The sequence below is a fragment of the Achromobacter sp. JCM 18799 genome (assembly GCF_055395645.1).
On sequence record NZ_AP043866.1, the window covers coordinates 5,253,227 to 5,270,797 of the forward strand.

17 protein-coding genes are annotated in these 17,571 nt (G+C 67.6%); 10 read left to right on the top strand and 7 right to left on the bottom strand.

The window, feature by feature from the left end:
• Positions 1 to 36: 36 nt before the first annotated feature.
• The 5 genes from ACZ5YA_RS24775 to ACZ5YA_RS24795 are packed head-to-tail and all read right to left on the bottom strand — an operon-like array spanning position 37 to position 4,554.
• Positions 37 to 750 (bottom strand): ABC transporter ATP-binding protein, encoded by a 714-nt coding sequence (locus ACZ5YA_RS24775; RefSeq protein WP_059378086.1) that lies wholly within the window; start codon positions 748 to 750, stop codon positions 37 to 39.
• Positions 747 to 1,487: an ABC transporter ATP-binding protein gene (locus ACZ5YA_RS24780; RefSeq protein WP_464091370.1), complete on the bottom strand. Its 741-nt coding sequence runs from the start codon at positions 1,485 to 1,487 to the stop codon at positions 747 to 749. The genes ACZ5YA_RS24775 and ACZ5YA_RS24780 overlap by 4 nt, the downstream gene beginning before the upstream one ends.
• Positions 1,480 to 2,454, bottom strand: a complete 975-nt coding sequence (locus ACZ5YA_RS24785; protein WP_464091371.1) for a branched-chain amino acid ABC transporter permease — start codon at positions 2,452 to 2,454, stop codon at positions 1,480 to 1,482. The genes ACZ5YA_RS24780 and ACZ5YA_RS24785 overlap by 8 nt, the downstream gene beginning before the upstream one ends.
• Entirely contained in the window at positions 2,454 to 3,314 is an 861-nt protein-coding gene (locus ACZ5YA_RS24790; protein ID WP_059378080.1) for a branched-chain amino acid ABC transporter permease, read from the bottom strand. Before ACZ5YA_RS24790 ends, ACZ5YA_RS24785 begins: the two co-directional genes overlap by 1 nt.
• Positions 3,315 to 3,336: 22 nt before the next feature.
• A complete protein-coding gene (locus ACZ5YA_RS24795; RefSeq protein WP_059378078.1) occupies positions 3,337 to 4,554 on the bottom strand; it encodes an ABC transporter substrate-binding protein in 1,218 nt (405 codons plus the stop codon).
• 209 nt (positions 4,555 to 4,763) lie between these two features.
• Between ACZ5YA_RS24795 and ACZ5YA_RS24800 the strand changes: the two genes are divergently transcribed.
• The 8 genes from ACZ5YA_RS24800 (at position 4,764) to otnK (ending at position 11,906) form a co-directional block, all read left to right on the top strand.
• Positions 4,764 to 5,177 (top strand): carboxymuconolactone decarboxylase family protein, encoded by a 414-nt coding sequence (locus ACZ5YA_RS24800; RefSeq protein ID WP_059378339.1) that lies wholly within the window; start codon positions 4,764 to 4,766, stop codon positions 5,175 to 5,177.
• Positions 5,174 to 6,091, top strand: coding sequence for an NAD(P)-dependent oxidoreductase (locus ACZ5YA_RS24805; protein WP_251878101.1), 918 nt, complete (start codon positions 5,174 to 5,176; stop codon positions 6,089 to 6,091). Before ACZ5YA_RS24800 ends, ACZ5YA_RS24805 begins: the two co-directional genes overlap by 4 nt.
• Before the next feature lie 119 nt (positions 6,092 to 6,210).
• Positions 6,211 to 7,188 carry a Bug family tripartite tricarboxylate transporter substrate binding protein gene (locus ACZ5YA_RS24810; protein WP_059378074.1) on the top strand — a complete coding sequence of 326 codons (978 nt, stop codon included), beginning with the start codon at positions 6,211 to 6,213 and terminating at the stop codon, positions 7,186 to 7,188.
• Positions 7,189 to 7,270: 82 nt separating this feature from the next.
• The gene (gene otnC / locus ACZ5YA_RS24815) at positions 7,271 to 7,912 is read left to right on the top strand and encodes a 3-oxo-tetronate 4-phosphate decarboxylase (RefSeq protein ID WP_118931653.1); all 642 of its coding nucleotides are present in this window, start codon (positions 7,271 to 7,273) and stop codon (positions 7,910 to 7,912) included.
• Positions 7,913 to 7,926: 14 nt separating this feature from the next.
• Positions 7,927 to 8,727 (top strand): 2-oxo-tetronate isomerase, encoded by an 801-nt coding sequence (otnI, locus tag ACZ5YA_RS24820; protein ID WP_464091372.1) that lies wholly within the window; start codon positions 7,927 to 7,929, stop codon positions 8,725 to 8,727.
• Positions 8,724 to 9,698 carry a D-erythronate dehydrogenase gene (gene denD, locus ACZ5YA_RS24825; protein ID WP_118931655.1) on the top strand — a complete coding sequence of 325 codons (975 nt, stop codon included), beginning with the start codon at positions 8,724 to 8,726 and terminating at the stop codon, positions 9,696 to 9,698. The genes otnI and denD overlap by 4 nt, the downstream gene beginning before the upstream one ends.
• A gap of 46 nt (positions 9,699 to 9,744) precedes the next feature.
• Complete coding sequence (gene ltnD / locus ACZ5YA_RS24830) at positions 9,745 to 10,653, top strand: L-threonate dehydrogenase (protein ID WP_464091373.1); 909 nt, start codon at positions 9,745 to 9,747, stop codon at positions 10,651 to 10,653.
• The gene (otnK, locus tag ACZ5YA_RS24835) at positions 10,650 to 11,906 is read left to right on the top strand and encodes a 3-oxo-tetronate kinase (protein WP_464091374.1); all 1,257 of its coding nucleotides are present in this window, start codon (positions 10,650 to 10,652) and stop codon (positions 11,904 to 11,906) included. Before ltnD ends, otnK begins: the two co-directional genes overlap by 4 nt.
• Before the next feature lie 36 nt (positions 11,907 to 11,942).
• On the opposite strand, the gene ACZ5YA_RS24840 is transcribed toward otnK, so the two are convergent.
• A complete protein-coding gene (locus ACZ5YA_RS24840) occupies positions 11,943 to 12,650 on the bottom strand; it encodes a FadR/GntR family transcriptional regulator (protein ID WP_059378058.1) in 708 nt (235 codons plus the stop codon).
• A gap of 242 nt (positions 12,651 to 12,892) precedes the next feature.
• Here ACZ5YA_RS24840 and ACZ5YA_RS24845 point away from each other — a divergent pair, with 242 nt between their 5' ends.
• Positions 12,893 to 14,917, top strand: coding sequence for a TonB-dependent receptor domain-containing protein (locus ACZ5YA_RS24845; RefSeq protein ID WP_410469193.1), 2,025 nt, complete (start codon positions 12,893 to 12,895; stop codon positions 14,915 to 14,917).
• A 95-nt stretch (positions 14,918 to 15,012) separates the two neighbouring features.
• Here ACZ5YA_RS24845 and ACZ5YA_RS24850 read toward each other — a convergent pair whose 3' ends face one another.
• Positions 15,013 to 15,903 carry a LysR family transcriptional regulator gene (locus tag ACZ5YA_RS24850; protein ID WP_059378055.1) on the bottom strand — a complete coding sequence of 297 codons (891 nt, stop codon included), beginning with the start codon at positions 15,901 to 15,903 and terminating at the stop codon, positions 15,013 to 15,015.
• Between the two features lie 189 nt (positions 15,904 to 16,092).
• Here ACZ5YA_RS24850 and ACZ5YA_RS24855 point away from each other — a divergent pair, with 189 nt between their 5' ends.
• The gene (locus ACZ5YA_RS24855; protein ID WP_464091375.1) at positions 16,093 to 17,562 is read left to right on the top strand and encodes an NAD-dependent succinate-semialdehyde dehydrogenase; all 1,470 of its coding nucleotides are present in this window, start codon (positions 16,093 to 16,095) and stop codon (positions 17,560 to 17,562) included.
• Positions 17,563 to 17,571: the final 9 nt, after the last annotated feature.

The window sequence follows — 17,571 nt, forward strand, 5'->3', positions numbered from 1 at the left end:
CGTAAAGACGCAATATATCCCGTCGGCGGGCCATGGCTACAAACCGAGGTAGGCCGCCCGCACGCGGCCGTCTTCCAGCAGTTCGGCGCTGGGGCCGGACAGCACCAGGGAACCCGACTGCAGCACGTACGCGTACTCGGCCACCGATAGCGCCAGGCGCGTGTTCTGCTCCACCAGCAAGATGGTCAGGCCGCTGCGGTGGATGTCTATCATGGCCTGGTGCATCTCCTCGACGATTTTGGGTGCCAGGCCGTGGCTGGGCTCGTCCAGCAGCAACAGCCGCGGCTCCAGCATCAAGGCGCGGCCGAAGGCCACCATCTGCTGCTCGCCGCCGGATAGCGTGCCGGCCTGCTGGCGGCGCCGTTCCCGCAACCGTGGAAACAGCGCGTAGATCCGCTCGCAGCCGCGCCTGACCGCCGCCATGTCGCGGCGGCGGGTGTAGCCGCCCAGGTACAGGTTTTCCTCGACCGTCATTTCCGGAAAGACGTGACGGCCTTCCGGCACGTGGGCGATGCCTAGCTCGGGGACGCGGTGCGGCGCCAGGCGCAGGATCTCCTGCCCGTCGAACCTGACACTGCCGCCGACCTTGTCGAGCAGGCCGGAGATGCAGCGCAGCAGCGTGCTCTTGCCAGCCGTGTTGGCGCCGACCACGGCGACGAAGCCGCCCGCGGGCACGTCCAGCGTGATGTCGCGCAGCACCGGGCTGCGGTCGTAGGCGGCGGTCAGCCCCTGGATCTGCAACAGGCTCATGCCGGCACCTCCAGCTGCTCCAGCGACTTGCCCAGGTAGACCTCGATCACCGTGGGATCTGCCGCGATCTGCGCCGGGCTGCCCTCGGCGATCTTCTGGCCGAAGGACAGCACCAGGATCCGGTTGCACGGGCGCATGATGGCGCGCATATGGTGTTCCACCACGATGAAGGTGATGCCGGACTCGTCGCGCAGGGTGCGGATCAGGTCCAGCAGGGCGTCCATCTCGGATTCGTTCAGCGCCGCCATGACCTCGTCCAGCAGGAATACCTTGGGGTCGGTGCACAGCGCGCGCGCCAGTTCCACCCGCGCCTGCTCGGGAAACGACAGTTCGCCGGCGGGCTTGGCGGCGATGCCGGACAGGCCGACGCGGTCGAGATTGTCCAGCGCAAGCCGGCGCGCCCGGCCGACGTCGTGGCGCAGCAGCCCGCCGACCAGCACGTTGTCCAGCACCGTCATCTCGGGAAACAGCGCCACGTTCTGGAAGGTCTTGGTCATGCCCAGCGCCGCGATCTGGTGGGGCCGCAGGCCGCTGATGTCGCGCCCTTCCAGTTCGATGCTGCCGCCATTGCCGCGGTACAGCCCGACCAGCAGGTTGAACAGGGTGGTCTTGCCGGCGCCATTGGGGCCGATGAGGCCCAGGATGTCGCCGCGGGCCACGGTGAACGACACGTCGTCCACGGCTTTCAGGCCGCCGAAGCGGCGCTGGATGCGTGAGACCTTGAGGATGTCAGGCATGCTGGCCTCGCGTCAGGTTGCGCAGCCGGGTCCACAGCGCCGACAGGCCGCGCGGCTCGATCAGGATGATGGCGATCAGGATCAGCCCGAAGGCCAGCTGCGATACGCCCGCGGTGTGGCCCGACAGCCAGTCGTTGAACGTCTCTTCCAGCGGGATGATGACCAGCGCGCCGATCAGCGGGCCGGCTACCGTGCCCACGCCGCCGATGATGCAGATCAGCGCCACGCGCACCGAGATGCCGACCAGCGAGAAGACCGTGTCCGGGTCGAAGAAGTAGATGAACTGCGCGTACAGCGTGCCGCAGGCGCCCATCAGCGCGGCCGAGATGACGGCGGCAAGGATGCGGGTGCGGGCGGTGTCGACGCCGATGACTTCGGCGGCCTGCGGGTTGGCCTTGACCGCGCGCAGGCGGTAGCCCAGGCGCGAATGGCTGATCAGCGCGAACGCGATCGAGGTAATCACCGCGGCCGCCAGCATCAGGTAGTAGTAGGGGATGCTGGACTTGAACTGCATCTGGGCCAGTCCTTCCGAGAACGGGATGGACACGCCGACCGGCCCGCCCGTTACGGAGGCCCAGGTGTTGGCGATGGCGCGCAGCACTTCGCCGAAGGCCAGCGTGGCCAGCGCGAAGTAATGTCCGCGCAGCCGCATGGTGGGCAGGCTGAGCAGCGCGCCCGCGGCCGCGGCCACCGCCATGGCGGCGACGATGCCCAGCCAGGGCGAGATCCCGTAGCGCATGAGCAGCAGGGTCGAGGTGTAGGCGCCTAGTCCGAAGAAGGCCGCATGGCCCAGCGAGATCTGGTTGGCCAGGCCGCCCACGATGTTCCAGGACTGGCCCATGGCGGCAAACAGCAGCACCAGCGTCAGCACGCGGATACCGTAGCCCTGGTCTTCCATCAGCCACGGCACGATCAGGGCGGCCGCCAGCGGCAGCGCCCACAGCAGGAGTTGTCGGTTCTTGGTCATCAGCCCGCCCTTTTCAGAAGACCTTCCGGGCGCACGGCCAGCACCAGGATGAAGATGGCGAACAGCGCCAGGTTTTGCAGCTGCATCGGCAGCACCAGCGACGACAGCGACTGGATCACGCCGACCGCCACGCCGCCCACCACCGCGCCTATCACGCTGCCCAGCCCGCCCAGCACCACCGCCGTGAACATCAGCACGCTGAACTGCGCGCCGACGGTGGTCGAGGCGGTCAAGTAGGGCAGGATGATGCCGCCGCCCAGCGCCGTCATGCCCACGCCCAGCCCGAAAGCCAGTTGGTGCACGCGGTGGGTGGAGATGCCGGACAGCCTGGCGGCCATGGGATCCTGGGCGGTGGCGCGCACCGCCATGCCCCACCAGGTTTTCTTCAGCACCCACCACAGGGCCAGGCCCGCCACCGACGCGACCGCGAAGGCCAGCAGGTAGGGGGCGCTGAGCAGGATGGGGCCCACGGCCAGCGCGGTCATCTGGTAGGGCGTCTGCACCGAGCGGAACTCGGATCCGAACAGGATCAGCGCCAGGTTCTCCATGACGATGAGCAGGCCCACCGTCAGGAAGATCTGCGCGACCGCCGGCGCCTTCAGTACCCGGTTGATCAGGTACTTCTGCGTCAGCACGCCCAGCGCAAAGGCCACCGCGAACGACAGCAGCGACCCCAGCAGGGGGTCCAGGCCGAGCAGCTTCCAGGCGAAGTACGCCACGAACATGCCCACCATCAAGAATTCGGCCTGGGCGAAGTTGACGATGGACACCACGCCGAAGACGAGCGTGAGCCCGATGGAGATGACCGCGTAGACCCCGCCCAGCAGAATGCCGTCCACCAGTGCCTGCAGGAATTGCATGACCGTGCTCCGCGCGTGGGGTTCAGGAGGCCGTGATGACGCGGCCCTTGGCCAGCGCCTGCGGCCAGACCGAGACCAGTTCGCCCTTTTGCCACTGGACCATGATGGGCTGCGCCATGGTGTTCAGGCCGTTGGCGTCGAAATGCACGCCGCCGCCCGACATCACGCCGGCCCAGCCCTGGTCGTACTTCTGCGCGCGCAGCGCCTGGGAGACCGCTTCCGGCTTGTCGGACGCGGCGACTTCCAGCGCCTGGGCCAGCACGCCCGCGCACACCGCATGTTCCAGCGCCTCGTGCGGCATGAAGGTGCCGAAGCGCTTGCGGTAGCGCTCGGTGTATTCGGGCGCCTGGTCGTAGTTGGCGGGGGCGATCGACAGCACCGCCTCGGAGTACTGCCCCAGGGCCTTGGCGAAGTCGGGAATGACGTAGCCCGCGGCTCCGCCCACGATGGGCACGGTCAGGCGCTGCTGCCGCATGACGCGGATGATCAGCAGGCTGTCGTTCAGGTACGAGATCGGGAACACGATCTGGGCGTCCGATCCGCGCAGCTTGCTGATCAGCGGCGTGACGTCGGTGATGCCCAGCGGATAGGCCTCGTCCAGCACGACCTGCGCGCCCGCCGCCTTGGCCGCATTGCGCACGCCGACCGCCTGCGAGGTGCCGTAGGCGGTGTCCTCGTACAGCAGCGCGATCTTCTTGATGTCCGAAGCGCCCGCCACCACCGAGGCCGCATAGTCATACTGCGCGCGGCCCAGCACCGAGCCTTTGGATACCACCTGGAAGATGTGCTTGAAGCCGCGCTCGGTGAGCACGTCGGAGAACGACATGGTGAGCAGGGGGATGCCGCGGCGCTCGGTCACTTCCGAGATTGCCAGCGTCAGCGACGAGGCGTAGGCGCCGATGATGGCCACGCAGCGGTTCTGCGTGATCAGGCGCTGCGCCACGGTGGCCGCGGTGGTGGGCTGGGAAGTGGCGTCGGCAATGATGAGCTTGAGCTTGGCCCCACCCATGGCCTTGATGCCGCCGGCTGCGTTGATCTCGTCGGCGGCCAGCTCCAGTCCCTGGCGCGAATTGATGCCGAACTGGGCGTTGGCGCCCGACAGCGGCAGGATCACGCCGACGTTGATTTCCGCCGGCGCGGCCAGTGCGCGGCCGGGCAAGCTGGCGGCCAGCGCGGCCGCGCCCAATCCAGCGACGAATTCCCTGCGCCCGCGGCGCATGGCCTGTTGGGGTTTTGTCATGTCTGTCTCCTGGCTTTTTTCGGGTGTGGCGCAAGGCTGCCGGCCCGGCGCTCTGCGGCACATTATTCTGCTCAAATCTTAAGCAGTCAAGAAGATTGTCTGACAATCTGACTATTGACGATTGCGGGAAAGTTGCCGGACAATCAGACAAAATGGACCAGGCGGACGCCTGCTCCGCAACCCCTCACCCCATCACGCAAGAGGAACTCATGGCAGACACCAAATCCGAAACCCAGGCCCTGTTCGACCAAGGCCTGAACCTGCGCCGCGAAGTGCTGGGCACCGAATACGTGGACGGCTCGCTGGCCCGCGCCAATGAATTCATGATGGCCTTCCAGCACATCACCACCGAGTGGTGCTGGGGCTACACCTGGGGCCGCCCGGGGCTGGAGAAGAAGACGCGCAGCATGCTTAACCTGGCCATGCTCACGGCACTGAACCGTCCCGCCGAGATCAAGTTGCACGTCAAGGGCGCGTTGAACAACGGCGTGACGGTCGAGGAGATCAAGGAAATCCTGCTGCAGGCCACGGTCTACTGCGGCATTCCGGCGGGGCTGGATGCATTCAAGGTCGCCAACCAGGTGCTGGAAGAAGAGGGCGCCTTCAAGGAGTCCAAGGCATGAGCGCCGCGCAGGAGCGCGTGGGCCTGATCGGCATCGGCAGCATGGGCTGGCCCATGGCGGCCCGTCTGGTACAGGCCGGCTTTGCCGTCACGGTGTTCGACGCCGTGCCGGGCCAGGCGGACAAGTTCGCCCAGGAAGTGGGCGGCCAGGCCGCCGCCACCTGCGCGGAATTGGCGGCTCAGTCCGACATCGTCTTCACCATGCTGCCCACCAGCGCGATCGTCGAGCAGGTGCTCAACGGCCAACAAGGCGTGCTGGCGGGCCTGCGCCCGGGCAGCGTGGTGGTCGACATGAGTTCCGGCGTGCCGGCGCATACGCAGCGCCTGGCGCAGGCCGTTGCCGCCGCCGGCGGCGTCATGGTCGACGCCCCGGTGTCCGGCGGCGTGCCGCGCGCACGTACGGGTGAGCTGGCCATCATGTACGGCGGACCCGCCGCGACGCTGGAGCGGGTGCGCCCGGCCCTGTCCAGCATGGGCACGACGATTACGCCGGTGGGCGAGGTCGGCAGCGCCCACGCCATGAAGGCCTTGAACAACCTGGTGTCGGCCGGCGGCTTCCTGATCGGGGTGGAGGCGATGCTGATCGGCCAGCAGTTCGGCCTGGATCCGAACGTGATCGTCGACGTGCTCAACGCGTCGACCGGCATGAACAATTCGACCCAGAAGAAGTTCAAGCAATTCGTGCTGTCGCGCCAGTTCAACTCGGGATTCGGCCTGGACCTGATGGTCAAGGACCTGGGCATCGCGCTGGGCATCGCGACCGATACCGGCACGCCCACGCCGTTCGCCTCGCTGTGCCGCGAACTGTGGGCCTCGGCCGGCAAGACGCTGGGCAAGGGCCAGGACCATACCGCCGTTGCGCGCCTGTCCGAACAGCTCGCAGGCGTGGAGCTGGGCGCCAAGCCCAAAGGCTGAGCAAGCCGCGGCCGGGCTGTCGCCCGCGCCGCTTCCCTTCCAACGTAGCGCAAGAATCCGCCGGCACAAGGCGGAGGGCCGGCTGTTGCCGGCAACCATGAAAACCGAGGAGCAAAACCATGAGGAAGACCATACTGGCGTCTGCTGGCGCCTGCCTGTTTGCATTCAGCGCCCTGGCGGGGGCGCAGGGCTATCCCGCGCGCGCCATTTCGATGGTGGTGCCTTATGCGCCCGGCGGGTCCACGGACGGCCTGGCCCGCATCGTGGCGCAAGCCATGGGCGAGAATCTGGGGCAACCCGTCGTGGTGGAAAACCAGGGCGGCGGCGGCACGATGATCGGCAACCAGCGCGTGGCGCGCGCGGCGCCGGACGGCTACACCATCACCTTCGGCAATATGGGATCGCTGGCGATCGCACCGTCGCTCTATCCCGCAAGCAAGTTCGATCCGCGCCGCGACATGACCGCGATCGGACTGGTGGCGACCGTGCCGATGGTGCTTTCCGTCAGCAAGGCCAGCGGCATCACCAAGCTGTCCGATTTCGTCGAACGCCTGCGCAAGCAAGGCAAGGACGTGAACTTCGGCAACGCCGGCTCGGGTTCCACCAGCCATATCGCGGCGGCCTATTTCCTGCACGTCACCGGGACCCAGGGCATGCAGATTCCGTATCGGGGCGCGGGGCCGGCGATCAGCGACCTGATGGCGGGCACCGTGGAAGCCGTGATCGACCAGACGGTCACCATGATTCCCATCCATGAAGGCAAGCGCGTCACGGCGCTGGCCGTGGCCAGCCCGAGCCGGCTGCCGCAGATCCCCGATGTGCCTACGTTCGCGGAAGGCGGCGTGCCGCAATTCAATATGAGCGTCTGGAATGGCATTGCCGCGCCGGCGGGCACGCCGCCGGCGGTGGTGGCGCGGCTGGAGGAGGCGCTGGCGGCGGCGCTGAAGAGCCCGAATGTACGCGAGTCGCTCGACAAGCTGGCGGCGCAGGCGCCGGGGACGCAGGAGCAGGGCTCCGCGGCCTTCCAGGCCTTGATCGCGCGCGACGTGCCGCGTTTCGCCGAACTGATCCGGGATGCCGGGATAACGGTGAACTGAGGCTGGCCGGGCAGGGATCGCGGATTCCTGCCCGGGACTTACCCTGGGTGTCTTTTTTTGCCAAAATTTGTATGATGACCTTATGAATTCTGAAGAATCCCGCATTCGCGAAGAGATCTGCGCCGTCGGCGCCAGTCTTTACAACCGCGGCTATACCGTGGGCGCCGCCGGCAACATCAGCGCGCGCCTGGACGACGGCTGGCTGATCACGCCGACCGACGCCTGCCTCGGACGGCTGGATCCCGCCGAACTGTCCAAGGTCGATGCGGCGGGCAGGCACGTGTCGGGCAGCAAGCCGTCCAAGACGCTGGAGCTGCATCGCGGCATCTACCAGGCCAGTCCCGGCGCCCGCGGCATCGTACACACGCATTCCACGCATCTGGTGGCGCTGACGTTGGCGGGCGTCTGGCGGCCCGATGAAGTGCTGCCGCCCATCACGCCCTATCAGGTCATGAAGGTCGGCCGGATTCCGCTGATCCCCTATCGCCGTCCCGGCGATCCGCAAGCCGCGGCCGAGGTCGCCGCGGTGGCCGGCGAGGTGCGGGGGGCGCTGTTCGAGCGCCTGGGGCCGGTGGTATGGGAACGCTCCGTGGCGCATGCCTCCTACGCGCTGGAAGAACTGGAAGAAACCGCCCGCCTGTGGCTGATGAGCAATCCCCGGCCGGCGCCATTGAGCGCCGCGGCCATCGATGAACTGCGGGTCGTGTTCGGCGCGCGCTACTGAATCAAGGAACCGCGATGCCGCGCCTGGCCGCCAATCTCAGCATGATGTACACCGAGCATCCCTTCCTGGACCGCTTTGCTGCGGCTGCGAGGGACGGGTTCGCGGGTGTGGAGTTCCTGTTTCCCTACGAGTATCCGGCGGCCGAGCTCCAGGCGCGGCTGCAGGAGCAGGGGCTGACCCAGGCGCTGTTCAACGCGCCGCCCGGCGATTGGGCCGCAGGCGAGCGCGGCACCGCCTCGCTGCCGGGCCGCGCCAGCGAGTTCCGGCGCGGGGTCGACCTGGCCTTGGAATATGCCGCCGTGCTGGGCAACCGCAAGCTGCATCTCATGGCCGGGCTGATACAGCACGGGCAGGACCGCGCAGCGCATCGCGCGGTCTATCTGGAGAACCTCGCCTGGGCCGCGCGCGCCGCGGCATCCGCCGGCGTGACGGTGGTCATAGAGCCGATCAACACGCGCGACATTCCGGGCTTTTTCCTCAACCGTCAGGACGAGGCCCAGGCCATATGCGCCGAGGTCGGCGCCGATAACCTGAAGGTGCAGTTCGACATCTATCACTGCCAGATCGTGGAAGGCGATATCGCGGTCAAGCTCAAGCGGGACATGGCGGGCATTGGCCACATCCAGATCGCGGGCGTGCCGGACCGCCACGAGCCGGACCTGGGCGAGCTGAACTATCCCTATCTGTTCGAACAGATCGATGCGCTGGGCTATGCCGGCTGGATCGGCTGCGAATACCGGCCCCGGGCCGGCACCTCCGCCGGGCTGGGCTGGGCCCGGTCCTATCTGACCCACACGGGGCATACCGCGATATGAAGATACTCATCACCGGCGGCGCCGGATTCCTGGGGCAGCGCCTGGCCCGCAAGCTGCTGGAGCGCGGCACGCTGGCATTGGATGGCGGCAAGCCTGAAGCCATCACGCGGATCGACCTGCTGGACGTGGTGCTGGCTCCGGGGCCGGACGATCCGCGCATCCATGCGCAGGTCGGCGATATCGCCGATCCCGCAGTGTTGCGGCAGGCCATCGACACCGAGACTCGCGCCATCTTCCATCTGGCGGCCATCGTCAGCGGGCAGGCGGAGGCCGATTTCGATCTGGGCATGCGCATCAACCTGGACGCATCGCGCGCGCTGCTGGAGACCTGCCGCGCGCTGGGCCACAAGCCGCGGGTGATCTTCACCAGTTCGGTCGCGGTGTACGGCGGCGCGCTGCCCGACACCGTGCGCGACGATACCGCGCTCAATCCCCAATCGTCCTACGGCACGCAGAAGGCCATTGCCGAACTGCTGCTGGCGGACTACACGCGGCGCGGCTATGTGGACGGGCGCGTGCTGCGCCTGCCCACCATCAGCGTACGTCCGGGGCGGCCAAATGCGGCGGCTTCCTCGTTCGCCAGCGGCATCATCCGCGAACCCTTGAACGGCCTGGAGGCCGCCTGCCCGGTGAGCGCCGACACGCGCCTGTGGCTGCTGTCGCCGCGCGGCGCGATCCAGGCCCTGATCGCCGGCTGCGAACTGGAAGCGGCCGCCGTCGCGGACCGTGCGCCCATCAATCTGCCAGGGGTTTCGGTCACGGCAAGCGAGATGGTGCAGGCGCTGCGCCAGGTCGCGGGCGAGGAGGTCGCCGGCCGTGTCGGCTGGCAGCCTGACGAGCGCGTCGAGCGCATCGTGGGCAGCTGGCCTGGCCGCTGGGACACTGCTCGGGCCGAGCGCCTGGGCTTGCGCGGCGACGCCGATTTCGCGGACATCATCCGCGCCTACATGGCCGACGACCTGCCGCGCTGAGCGCAGGCTGCTCTCCATTCCTACCGTAGCCGGGACCGCCAACGATATGAGCAATCCTCAACCCCCCTCCCGCCGCGTCGGCGTCATCGGCCTCGGCGCCATGGGCGCGGGCATCGCGCAAAGCCTGCGCCGGGCCGGCCACGACGTGCACGTGTTCGACGTCCGCCAGGAAGCTTGCGCGGCATTCGCGGCGCAGGGCGGCGTGGCCTGCGCCACCCTGGCCGACATGGCGGCCGCCTGCGACATCGTCATCAGTGTGGTCGTCAATGCCCAGCAGACCGAGGAGGTGCTGTACGGGGACGGCGGCCTGGCCGCCGCGCTGCGCCCGGGGGCGGTGTTCGTGATGTGTTCCACCGTGGATCCCAACTGGTCCATCGCGCTGGAGGCGCGGCTCGAAACGCAGGGAATCCTGTACTTGGATGCGCCCATCTCGGGCGGCGCCGCGCGCGCGGCCTCCGGCGAGATGACCATGATGACTGCGGGCCGCGCGGCGGCTTACGCCGCCTGCGGCGCGGTGCTGGAATCCATGGCCGGCAAGGTCTACCGCCTGGGCGATCGCGCCGGAGCGGGCAGCAAGGTCAAGATCATCAACCAGCTGCTGGCGGGCGTGCACATCGCCGCTGCGGCGGAAGCCATGGCGCTGGGCCTGCGCGAGGGCGTGGACGCGGACGCCCTGTATGAAGTGATCACGCACAGCGCGGGCAACAGCTGGATGTTCGAGAACCGCATGGCCCATGTGCTGGCGGGCGACTATACGCCGCTGTCCGCGGTCGACATCTTCGTCAAGGACCTGGGACTGGTGCTGGACACCGCCCGGCATACCCGCTTTCCCTTGCCGCTGGCTTCCACCGCGCATCAGATGTTCATGCAGGCCTCCAGCGCCGGCCACGGCCGCGAGGACGACAGCGCGGTCATCAAGATATTCCCGGGCATCGCCTTGCCGGAGGCTGAATGAGCATCAAACTGGGCTGCATCGCCGATGACTTCACCGGCGCCACCGATCTGGCCAACAACCTCGTGCGCGCCGGCATGCGCACGGTGCAGACCATAGGCGTTCCTGGCGAACCCCTGCGCGGCGAGGCGGATGCGGTGGTGGTCGCGCTCAAGACCCGCACGCTGCCCGCGGCCGAGGCCGTGGCGCAGTCGCTGGCGGCGCTGGACTGGTTGCTGGCGCAGGGCGCGGAACAGATCTACTTCAAGTATTGCTCCACCTTCGACAGCACGCCCGAGGGCAACATCGGACCGGTCGCGGATGCGCTGATGACGCGGCTGGGCACGGATTTCACCATCGCCACGCCGGCCTTTCCGGACAATAAGCGCACGGTGTTCAAGGGCTATCTGTTCGCGGGCGACGTGCTGCTGAACGAATCGGGCATGCAGCACCATCCGCTGACACCCATGACCGATCCCAATCTGGTGCGCGTGTTGTCCGCGCAGACTTCGCGCCGCGTCGGGCTGATCGACTACAGCGTCGTGGCGCGCGGTAGCGAGGCCATCCGCGCCCGCATCCGGGAGTTGCGGGCGCAGGGGGTGGAGATCGCGATCGTGGATGCCGTGTCCAATGCCGACCTGCTGGCTTTGGGACCCGCGCTTGCCGGCATGCCGCTGGTGACGGCGGGTTCGGGCGTGGCGATCGGACTGCCCGGAAACTGGGGCTTGACGGCGACGTCCGCAGACGCGCGGCAACCGCGCGCGCCCGGTTTGCAGGCAGTGGTCGCGGGTAGTTGCTCGGCGGCGACCAATGGCCAGGTGGCCGCGTTCATGGAAAGCGGCCGGCCGGCGCTGGCGCTGGATCCGTTGCGGCTGGCGGCGGGCCACGACGCCGTGGGAGAGGCGCTGGCCTGGGCCGATGCGCGCATGCATGACGGCCCGGTGCTGATCTACTCCACCGCTCAGCCCGGGCAGGTGCGGCAGGCGCAGAGCGAACTTGGCGCCGCCCGCGTGGGCGCCATGATCGAGGACGCCATTGCGCGTATCGCGGCGGGCCTGGTCGAACGCGGCGTGCGGCAACTGATCGTGGCGGGCGGCGAGACCTCGGGGGCGGTGGTGCAGGCCTTGGGATTGCAGCAGGTCGTCATTGGCGAGCAGATCGATCCCGGCGTGCCCTGGTGTTCCGGCCATGCGCCCGCGGCGCAAGGCGACATCAGCATCGCGCTGAAATCAGGCAATTTCGGCACGCGGGATTTCTTCATCAAGGCATTCGGCTAGGCGCCGGCCGCAGCGCGCGCGCCGCGGCTTTCCCGCCTAGCGGTGCGCCTGGCTCAAGCGCTTGGCCGCGTTCACCATATGGATGCGTGCGGCCTCGCGCGCGCCGTCCACGTCCTTGCTGCGTATGGCTTCGACGATGGCGACGTGTTCCTGCAGCACGTCGCGCATCAGGCTGGCGTGGCGGGCCTCGTTGGCGCGCGTGACGCGTGTGGCCGCTTCCAGGAACTGGCTGACGAAGGCCAGGGTCGTCAGGAAATAGGGATTGCCGGTGGCGCGGGCGATGCTGCGATGGAAGGCCACGTCTTCCTGCACGCCGTCGCCGCCGTTTTCCACCGCCTGCGAAATGGCGGCCAGCGCGGCGTCGATCTCCGCCATGTCCTGCTTCTTGCGCACTGCCGCGGCTTGCGCGGCGATCTCGGTTTCCAGCGCGCGGCGCAGGTCCACGATATGCAGCACGGCGTCCAGCGAGGACAGGTCGGCCGCATCGATGCGCAGGGCGCGGTTGCCGGCGTGGCCGGTGACGTATACGCCGCTGCCTTGCCGCGCTTCGACGATACCGTCCTGCCGCAGCCGCGAAACCGCTTCGCGGATGACCGTGCGGCTGACGCCGAATTGTTCGGCCAACGCGGTCTCCGTGGGCAATTTTTCCCCGGGCGGCACGCGACCCTCGTCAATCTCGGCGAGCAGGCGCTTGGCGACCGTGTCGGTCAGCGTGGGAGGAGTCGGGAGTCGGGGGAACACCATCGCCCTATGATACGCGCGCCCGCGCCGGCCCGGCCATGAGCCGCGGCGGCCGATTCACGGCGTCCCCGAGCTTGCGCCATTTTCGAAATGTTATATCATTCGCCAATTATTTGGTACGTTATAACATTTGAAAGAGGGCGATGATGAATGGCAAGAAACTGGGGTGGCAGAGGGAACGCGGCGGCAGGGTTGCCCTGCGGGCGGGGCGCCGGGGCGCGCTGAAACCTCTGGTCTGCGCGTTGATGCTGGCCGCGCCCGCCGCGCAGGCCGACGAAGCTGCGGAAGCCGCCGCGGAACGTTCGGCCGCCAGGACCCTGGCGCCGATCACGGTTTCCGCCAACCCGCTGGGGTTGGACCTGAACAGCACCACCTTGCCGGCTTCGGTGCTGGAAGGCGACGCGCTGATCGAACAGCGCAACGGCACCCTGGGCGACACGCTGAAGAATCTGCCCGGCGTTAACAGCGACACCTTCGGCGGCGGCGCCAGCCGCCCCGTGATCCGCGGCCAGACCGCGCCGCGCGTGAAGGTGCTGTCCGACGGTTCCGAGGTCATGGACGCGTCCAGCATTTCTCCCGACCACGCCGTGACCGTGGAGCCGCTGCTGGCCGAACGCATCGAAGTGCTGCGCGGTCCGGCTACGCTGCTGTATGGCGGCGGCGCGATCGGCGGCGTGGTCAATGTGGTGGACAAGAAGATCCCGACGGCGGTGCCGGAGAAGGGCATCGAGGCCGAGGCCGAACTGCGCGGCGCCACGGGCACCAAGGAACGTGCGGGCGCGGTCGGCATTACCGCGGGCGAGGGGCAGTTCGCCGTGCGCGTGGAGGGCCTGAAGCGCCGCACCAGCGACTACGACGTGCCCGACTGGCCGGGCGGCAAGCTGGAGGGCTCGTACAGCGAGTCGACGCAGGGCACGGTGGGCATGTCCTGGATTACGCCGCGCGGCTACGTCGGCCTGGCGTTCACGCATCTGGAAAGCAAGTACGGCCTGCCCGGACACAACCACGAATACGAAGGGTGCCACCCGCATGGCACGCACCTGCATTGCGGCGGCCATGATCATGGCCACGACGAAGACGGCCACGATCACGACCACGAGCACGAACACGGCGGCGTGCCTTACGTGAAGCTGCGCAGCAACCGCCTCGATCTGCGCGCCGAGTACCAGGATCCGTTCGCTGGCTTCGAGAAAATCCGCGTGCGTGGCGGCCTGACCGACTACCAGCATGACGAAATCGAAGGCGGCGAGGTGGGTACCCGCTTCAAGAACAAGGGCTACGACCTGCGCGTGGAAATGCAGCACAAGCCCATCGCAGGCTGGCGCGGGGTGGTGGGCGTGCAGAATGCCTACAGCGATTTCCGCGCCGATGGCGAAGAGGCCTTCCTGCCGCGCAGCAAGACGCGCTCTTACGGCCTGTTCGTGCTGGAGGAGTACCAACTGAACGACTGGCGCTTCGAGCTGGGCGCGCGGCAGGACTGGCAGCGCATCTCGCCCACGGGCGGCGCGCAACGCAGCAGCCTGTCCGGTACGTCATTGTCGGCCGCGGCCATCTGGGACTTCGCGCCGCAGTATTCCGTGGCCCTGTCGTTGTCGCGCTCGCAGCGCCTGCCCACCGCGCAGGAACTGTATGCGGACGGCGTGCACCTGGCCACCAACACCTACGAACTGGGCAATCCGGACCTGGGCCGCGAGACATCGCACAACATCGACCTGACCCTGCGCAAGCATTCCGGCGACACGACGTTCTCGGCCAGCGTGTTCCATAACCGGGTGAAGAACTACATCTACGCCAACACGCTGGACCGCTACGAGGACTTCCGCCTGATCGAGTACACCCAGCGCGACGCGGAGTTCACGGGCGTGGAAGGCGAACTGCGCCATCAGTTCACCCCGGTGTTCTCGGCCGCGGTGTTCGGCGACTATGTGCGCGGCAAACTGACGGGTGGCGACGGCAATCTGCCGCGCATCCCGGCAGCGCGCGCCGGCGTGCGCGCCGATATGAAGTGGCAGCAGTGGTCGGGCGGCGTCGAATACGCGCGCGTGTTTGCGCAGAAGGATATCGCCGCCTACGAGGAAAGCACGCCTGGCTACAACATGGTCAATGCGGTGGTGGCCTATCGCGGCCAGTATGGCGCCACGGGCTATGAGGTCTACCTGCGCGGCACCAACCTGCTGAACAAGCTGGCGTACAACCATGCCTCCTTCATTTCGACGGTGGCGCCGCTGCCCGGGCGCAGTGTGCTGCTGGGCGTGCGCATGACGTACTGAGGCTCGGAAACACACAGCAGCAGCGGAGACGGCAACCCCGTCTCCGTTTTTTTTTGCACGCGCGCCGATGCAGGGACCGGTTCCACGGCGTCCGCTCAGGGCTGGCGCTTGCTCAGATGGTTTACGAAGAGCTTGGCGGCGGTCGGCAGGGCGTCGAAGGAGCGCACACAGATCTGGATCTGCCGTCGTGCCCAGGGTTCGGTCAGGGGAATGATGCGGATGTCGAACATGGCCGAGTAGCGGCGCGCGATGTCCAGCGGCAGCACGCCTATGCCCAGCCCAGAGTTCACCATGAAGCACAGCGCGTCGAAGCCAGTGACCTGCACCTTGAGCTGGATGTTGCGCTTTTCATCGCTGGCGGCGTTGGAGAGGATGCGGTTGATGGCGCTGCCGCGGTGCAGCCCCACGAAGTCGTATTCCAGCGCGTCGGCGAAACGAAAGCCAGGCCTGTCCTGCAGCGGGTGGTCAGCGGGCACCACCAGCGCCAGTGTGTCTTCGCGGTAGGGGTGGATCTCGACGTCGTGGTCCGGCGCGGTGCCCGAAAAGATGCCCACGTCCGCCGCGTTCTCGGCGACCGATTTGATGATGGTCGAGGTGATTTTTTCTTCCAGATCGACTTGCACGTTGGGGTAGTCGTTCAGGAAGAGCTTGATGTCCTGAGGCAGGAACTGGGTGATCGCGGAAATATTGGCGTGTACCCGGATGAAGCCCCGCAGGCCGCGCGAGTAGTCGCGCATGTGCACCGAGATTTCATCGAGTTCATGCAGCGCGCGCCGCGCCATGGTGGACAGCGCGACGCCGGCCGGCGTGGGGCGGATGCCCTTGTTGGTGCGGATGAGGAGCCGGATCTTGAGGTTCTCTTCCAGTTCGCTGATGCGCTTGCTGATGGCGGCCGCGGCGATGTGCTCGTGTTCGGCCGCCGCGGCGATGGTGCCTTGCTCGACCACGCTGATGAAGAGCTTGAGGGAGGTGGGGTCGAGACGCATGGCGGGGCGGGCGGGAAAGCGGACGAGAGGTTCCATTGTAGCCATGGCGGGCTTGTCATCGCGGATGGTGATGGCGGCATCGCTAATGACTGCTGTTGCGCAGGCGGGCGCCAGGGCTATCCTCCCCAAAAAATTTCGCACGGCCCAAGCGCGGACGGTGCGGAGCATGATGGATGGAGCGCGAGACAAATGAATCTGCAGAATAGCCAGCTGCTGCGGCAGCAGGCCTACATCGGCGGCGCCTGGTGCGACGCCGACAACGGCGCCACCATCACGGTGCGCAATCCCTTTGACGCCAGCATACTGGGCACGGTGCCCAATCTGGGCCAGGCCGAGACGGCCCGCGCCATCGCGGCCGCCGATGACGCCCTGCCGGCCTGGCGGGCCAGGACGGGCAAGGAGCGCGGTGCCATCCTGCGCAAATGGCATGCCCTGATCGAGGCGCATGCCGACGACCTGGCGCTGCTGCTGACGCTGGAGCAGGGCAAGCCGCTGGCCGAGGCCCGCGGCGAACTGAATTACGCCTTGTCCTTCGTCGAATGGTTCGCGGAAGAGGCCAAGCGCGTCTACGGCGACGTGCTGCCCCACACGCGAGGCGACCAGCGCATGCTGGCCATCCGCCAGCCCGTGGGCGTATGCGCGGCCATCATCGCCTGGAACTTTCCGTCGGCCCTGGTCACGCGCAAGGTCAGCCCGGCGCTGGCCGCCGGCTGCACGGTGGTGCTCAAGCCGTCCGAACTGACGCCGTTCACCGCGCTGGCGCTGGCCTGGCTGGGCGAGCAGGCCGGCATACCGGCCGGCGTGCTCAACGTGGTCATTGGAGACCCCGCGCCAATCGGCACGGAACTGACGCAGAACCCCACGGTGCGCAAGCTGACCTTCACCGGGTCCACCCAGACGGGTCGGCTGCTGATGCAGCAGAGCGCCTCCAACATCAAGAAGCTGTCGCTGGAACTGGGCGGCAACGCGCCCTTCATCGTGTTCGAGGATGCCGACCTGGACGAGGCCGTGCAAGGCCTGGTCCTTTCCAAGTTCCGTAACGCGGGCCAGACCTGCGTCTGCGCCAACCGCGTCTATGTCCACGCCAGGGTCGCCGACGCCTTCAATGACAAGCTGCTGGCGGAAATGCGCCGCATGAAGGTGGGCGGCGGGCTGGAAGAGGGGGTTACCCAAGGGCCGCTGATCGACCAGCGCGCCGTGGACAAGGTGGCCCGCCTGGTGGACGACGCCACGGCGCGCGGCGCACACCTCTTGGCAGGCGGCAAGCTGCGCGAGCCCGGCTCGCTGCTGTATGAGCCGACCCTGCTGGCCGGCATCACGGATGCCATGGAACTGGCGCACGAAGAGATCTTCGGCCCGGTGGTGGGTATCAGCACCTTCGAGTCCGAAGCCGCCGTGCTGGCGCGGGCCAACGATAGCGCCTCGGGCCTGGCCGCCTATTTCTACACCGCCAACCTGGAACGGGTCTGGCGCATGATGGAAGGGCTGGAGTACGGCATCGTCGGCGTGAACACCGGTGCCGTGTCCAACGAGGTCGGGCCCTTTGGCGGCATCAAGGAGTCGGGCGTGGGCCGCGAGGGCTCCAAGTACGGCATCGAAGAGTTCCTGGAAATCAAGTACGTCTGCCTTGCCGGCAAGTCGTTCAACGCGATTCCCTGACGCCCGCGG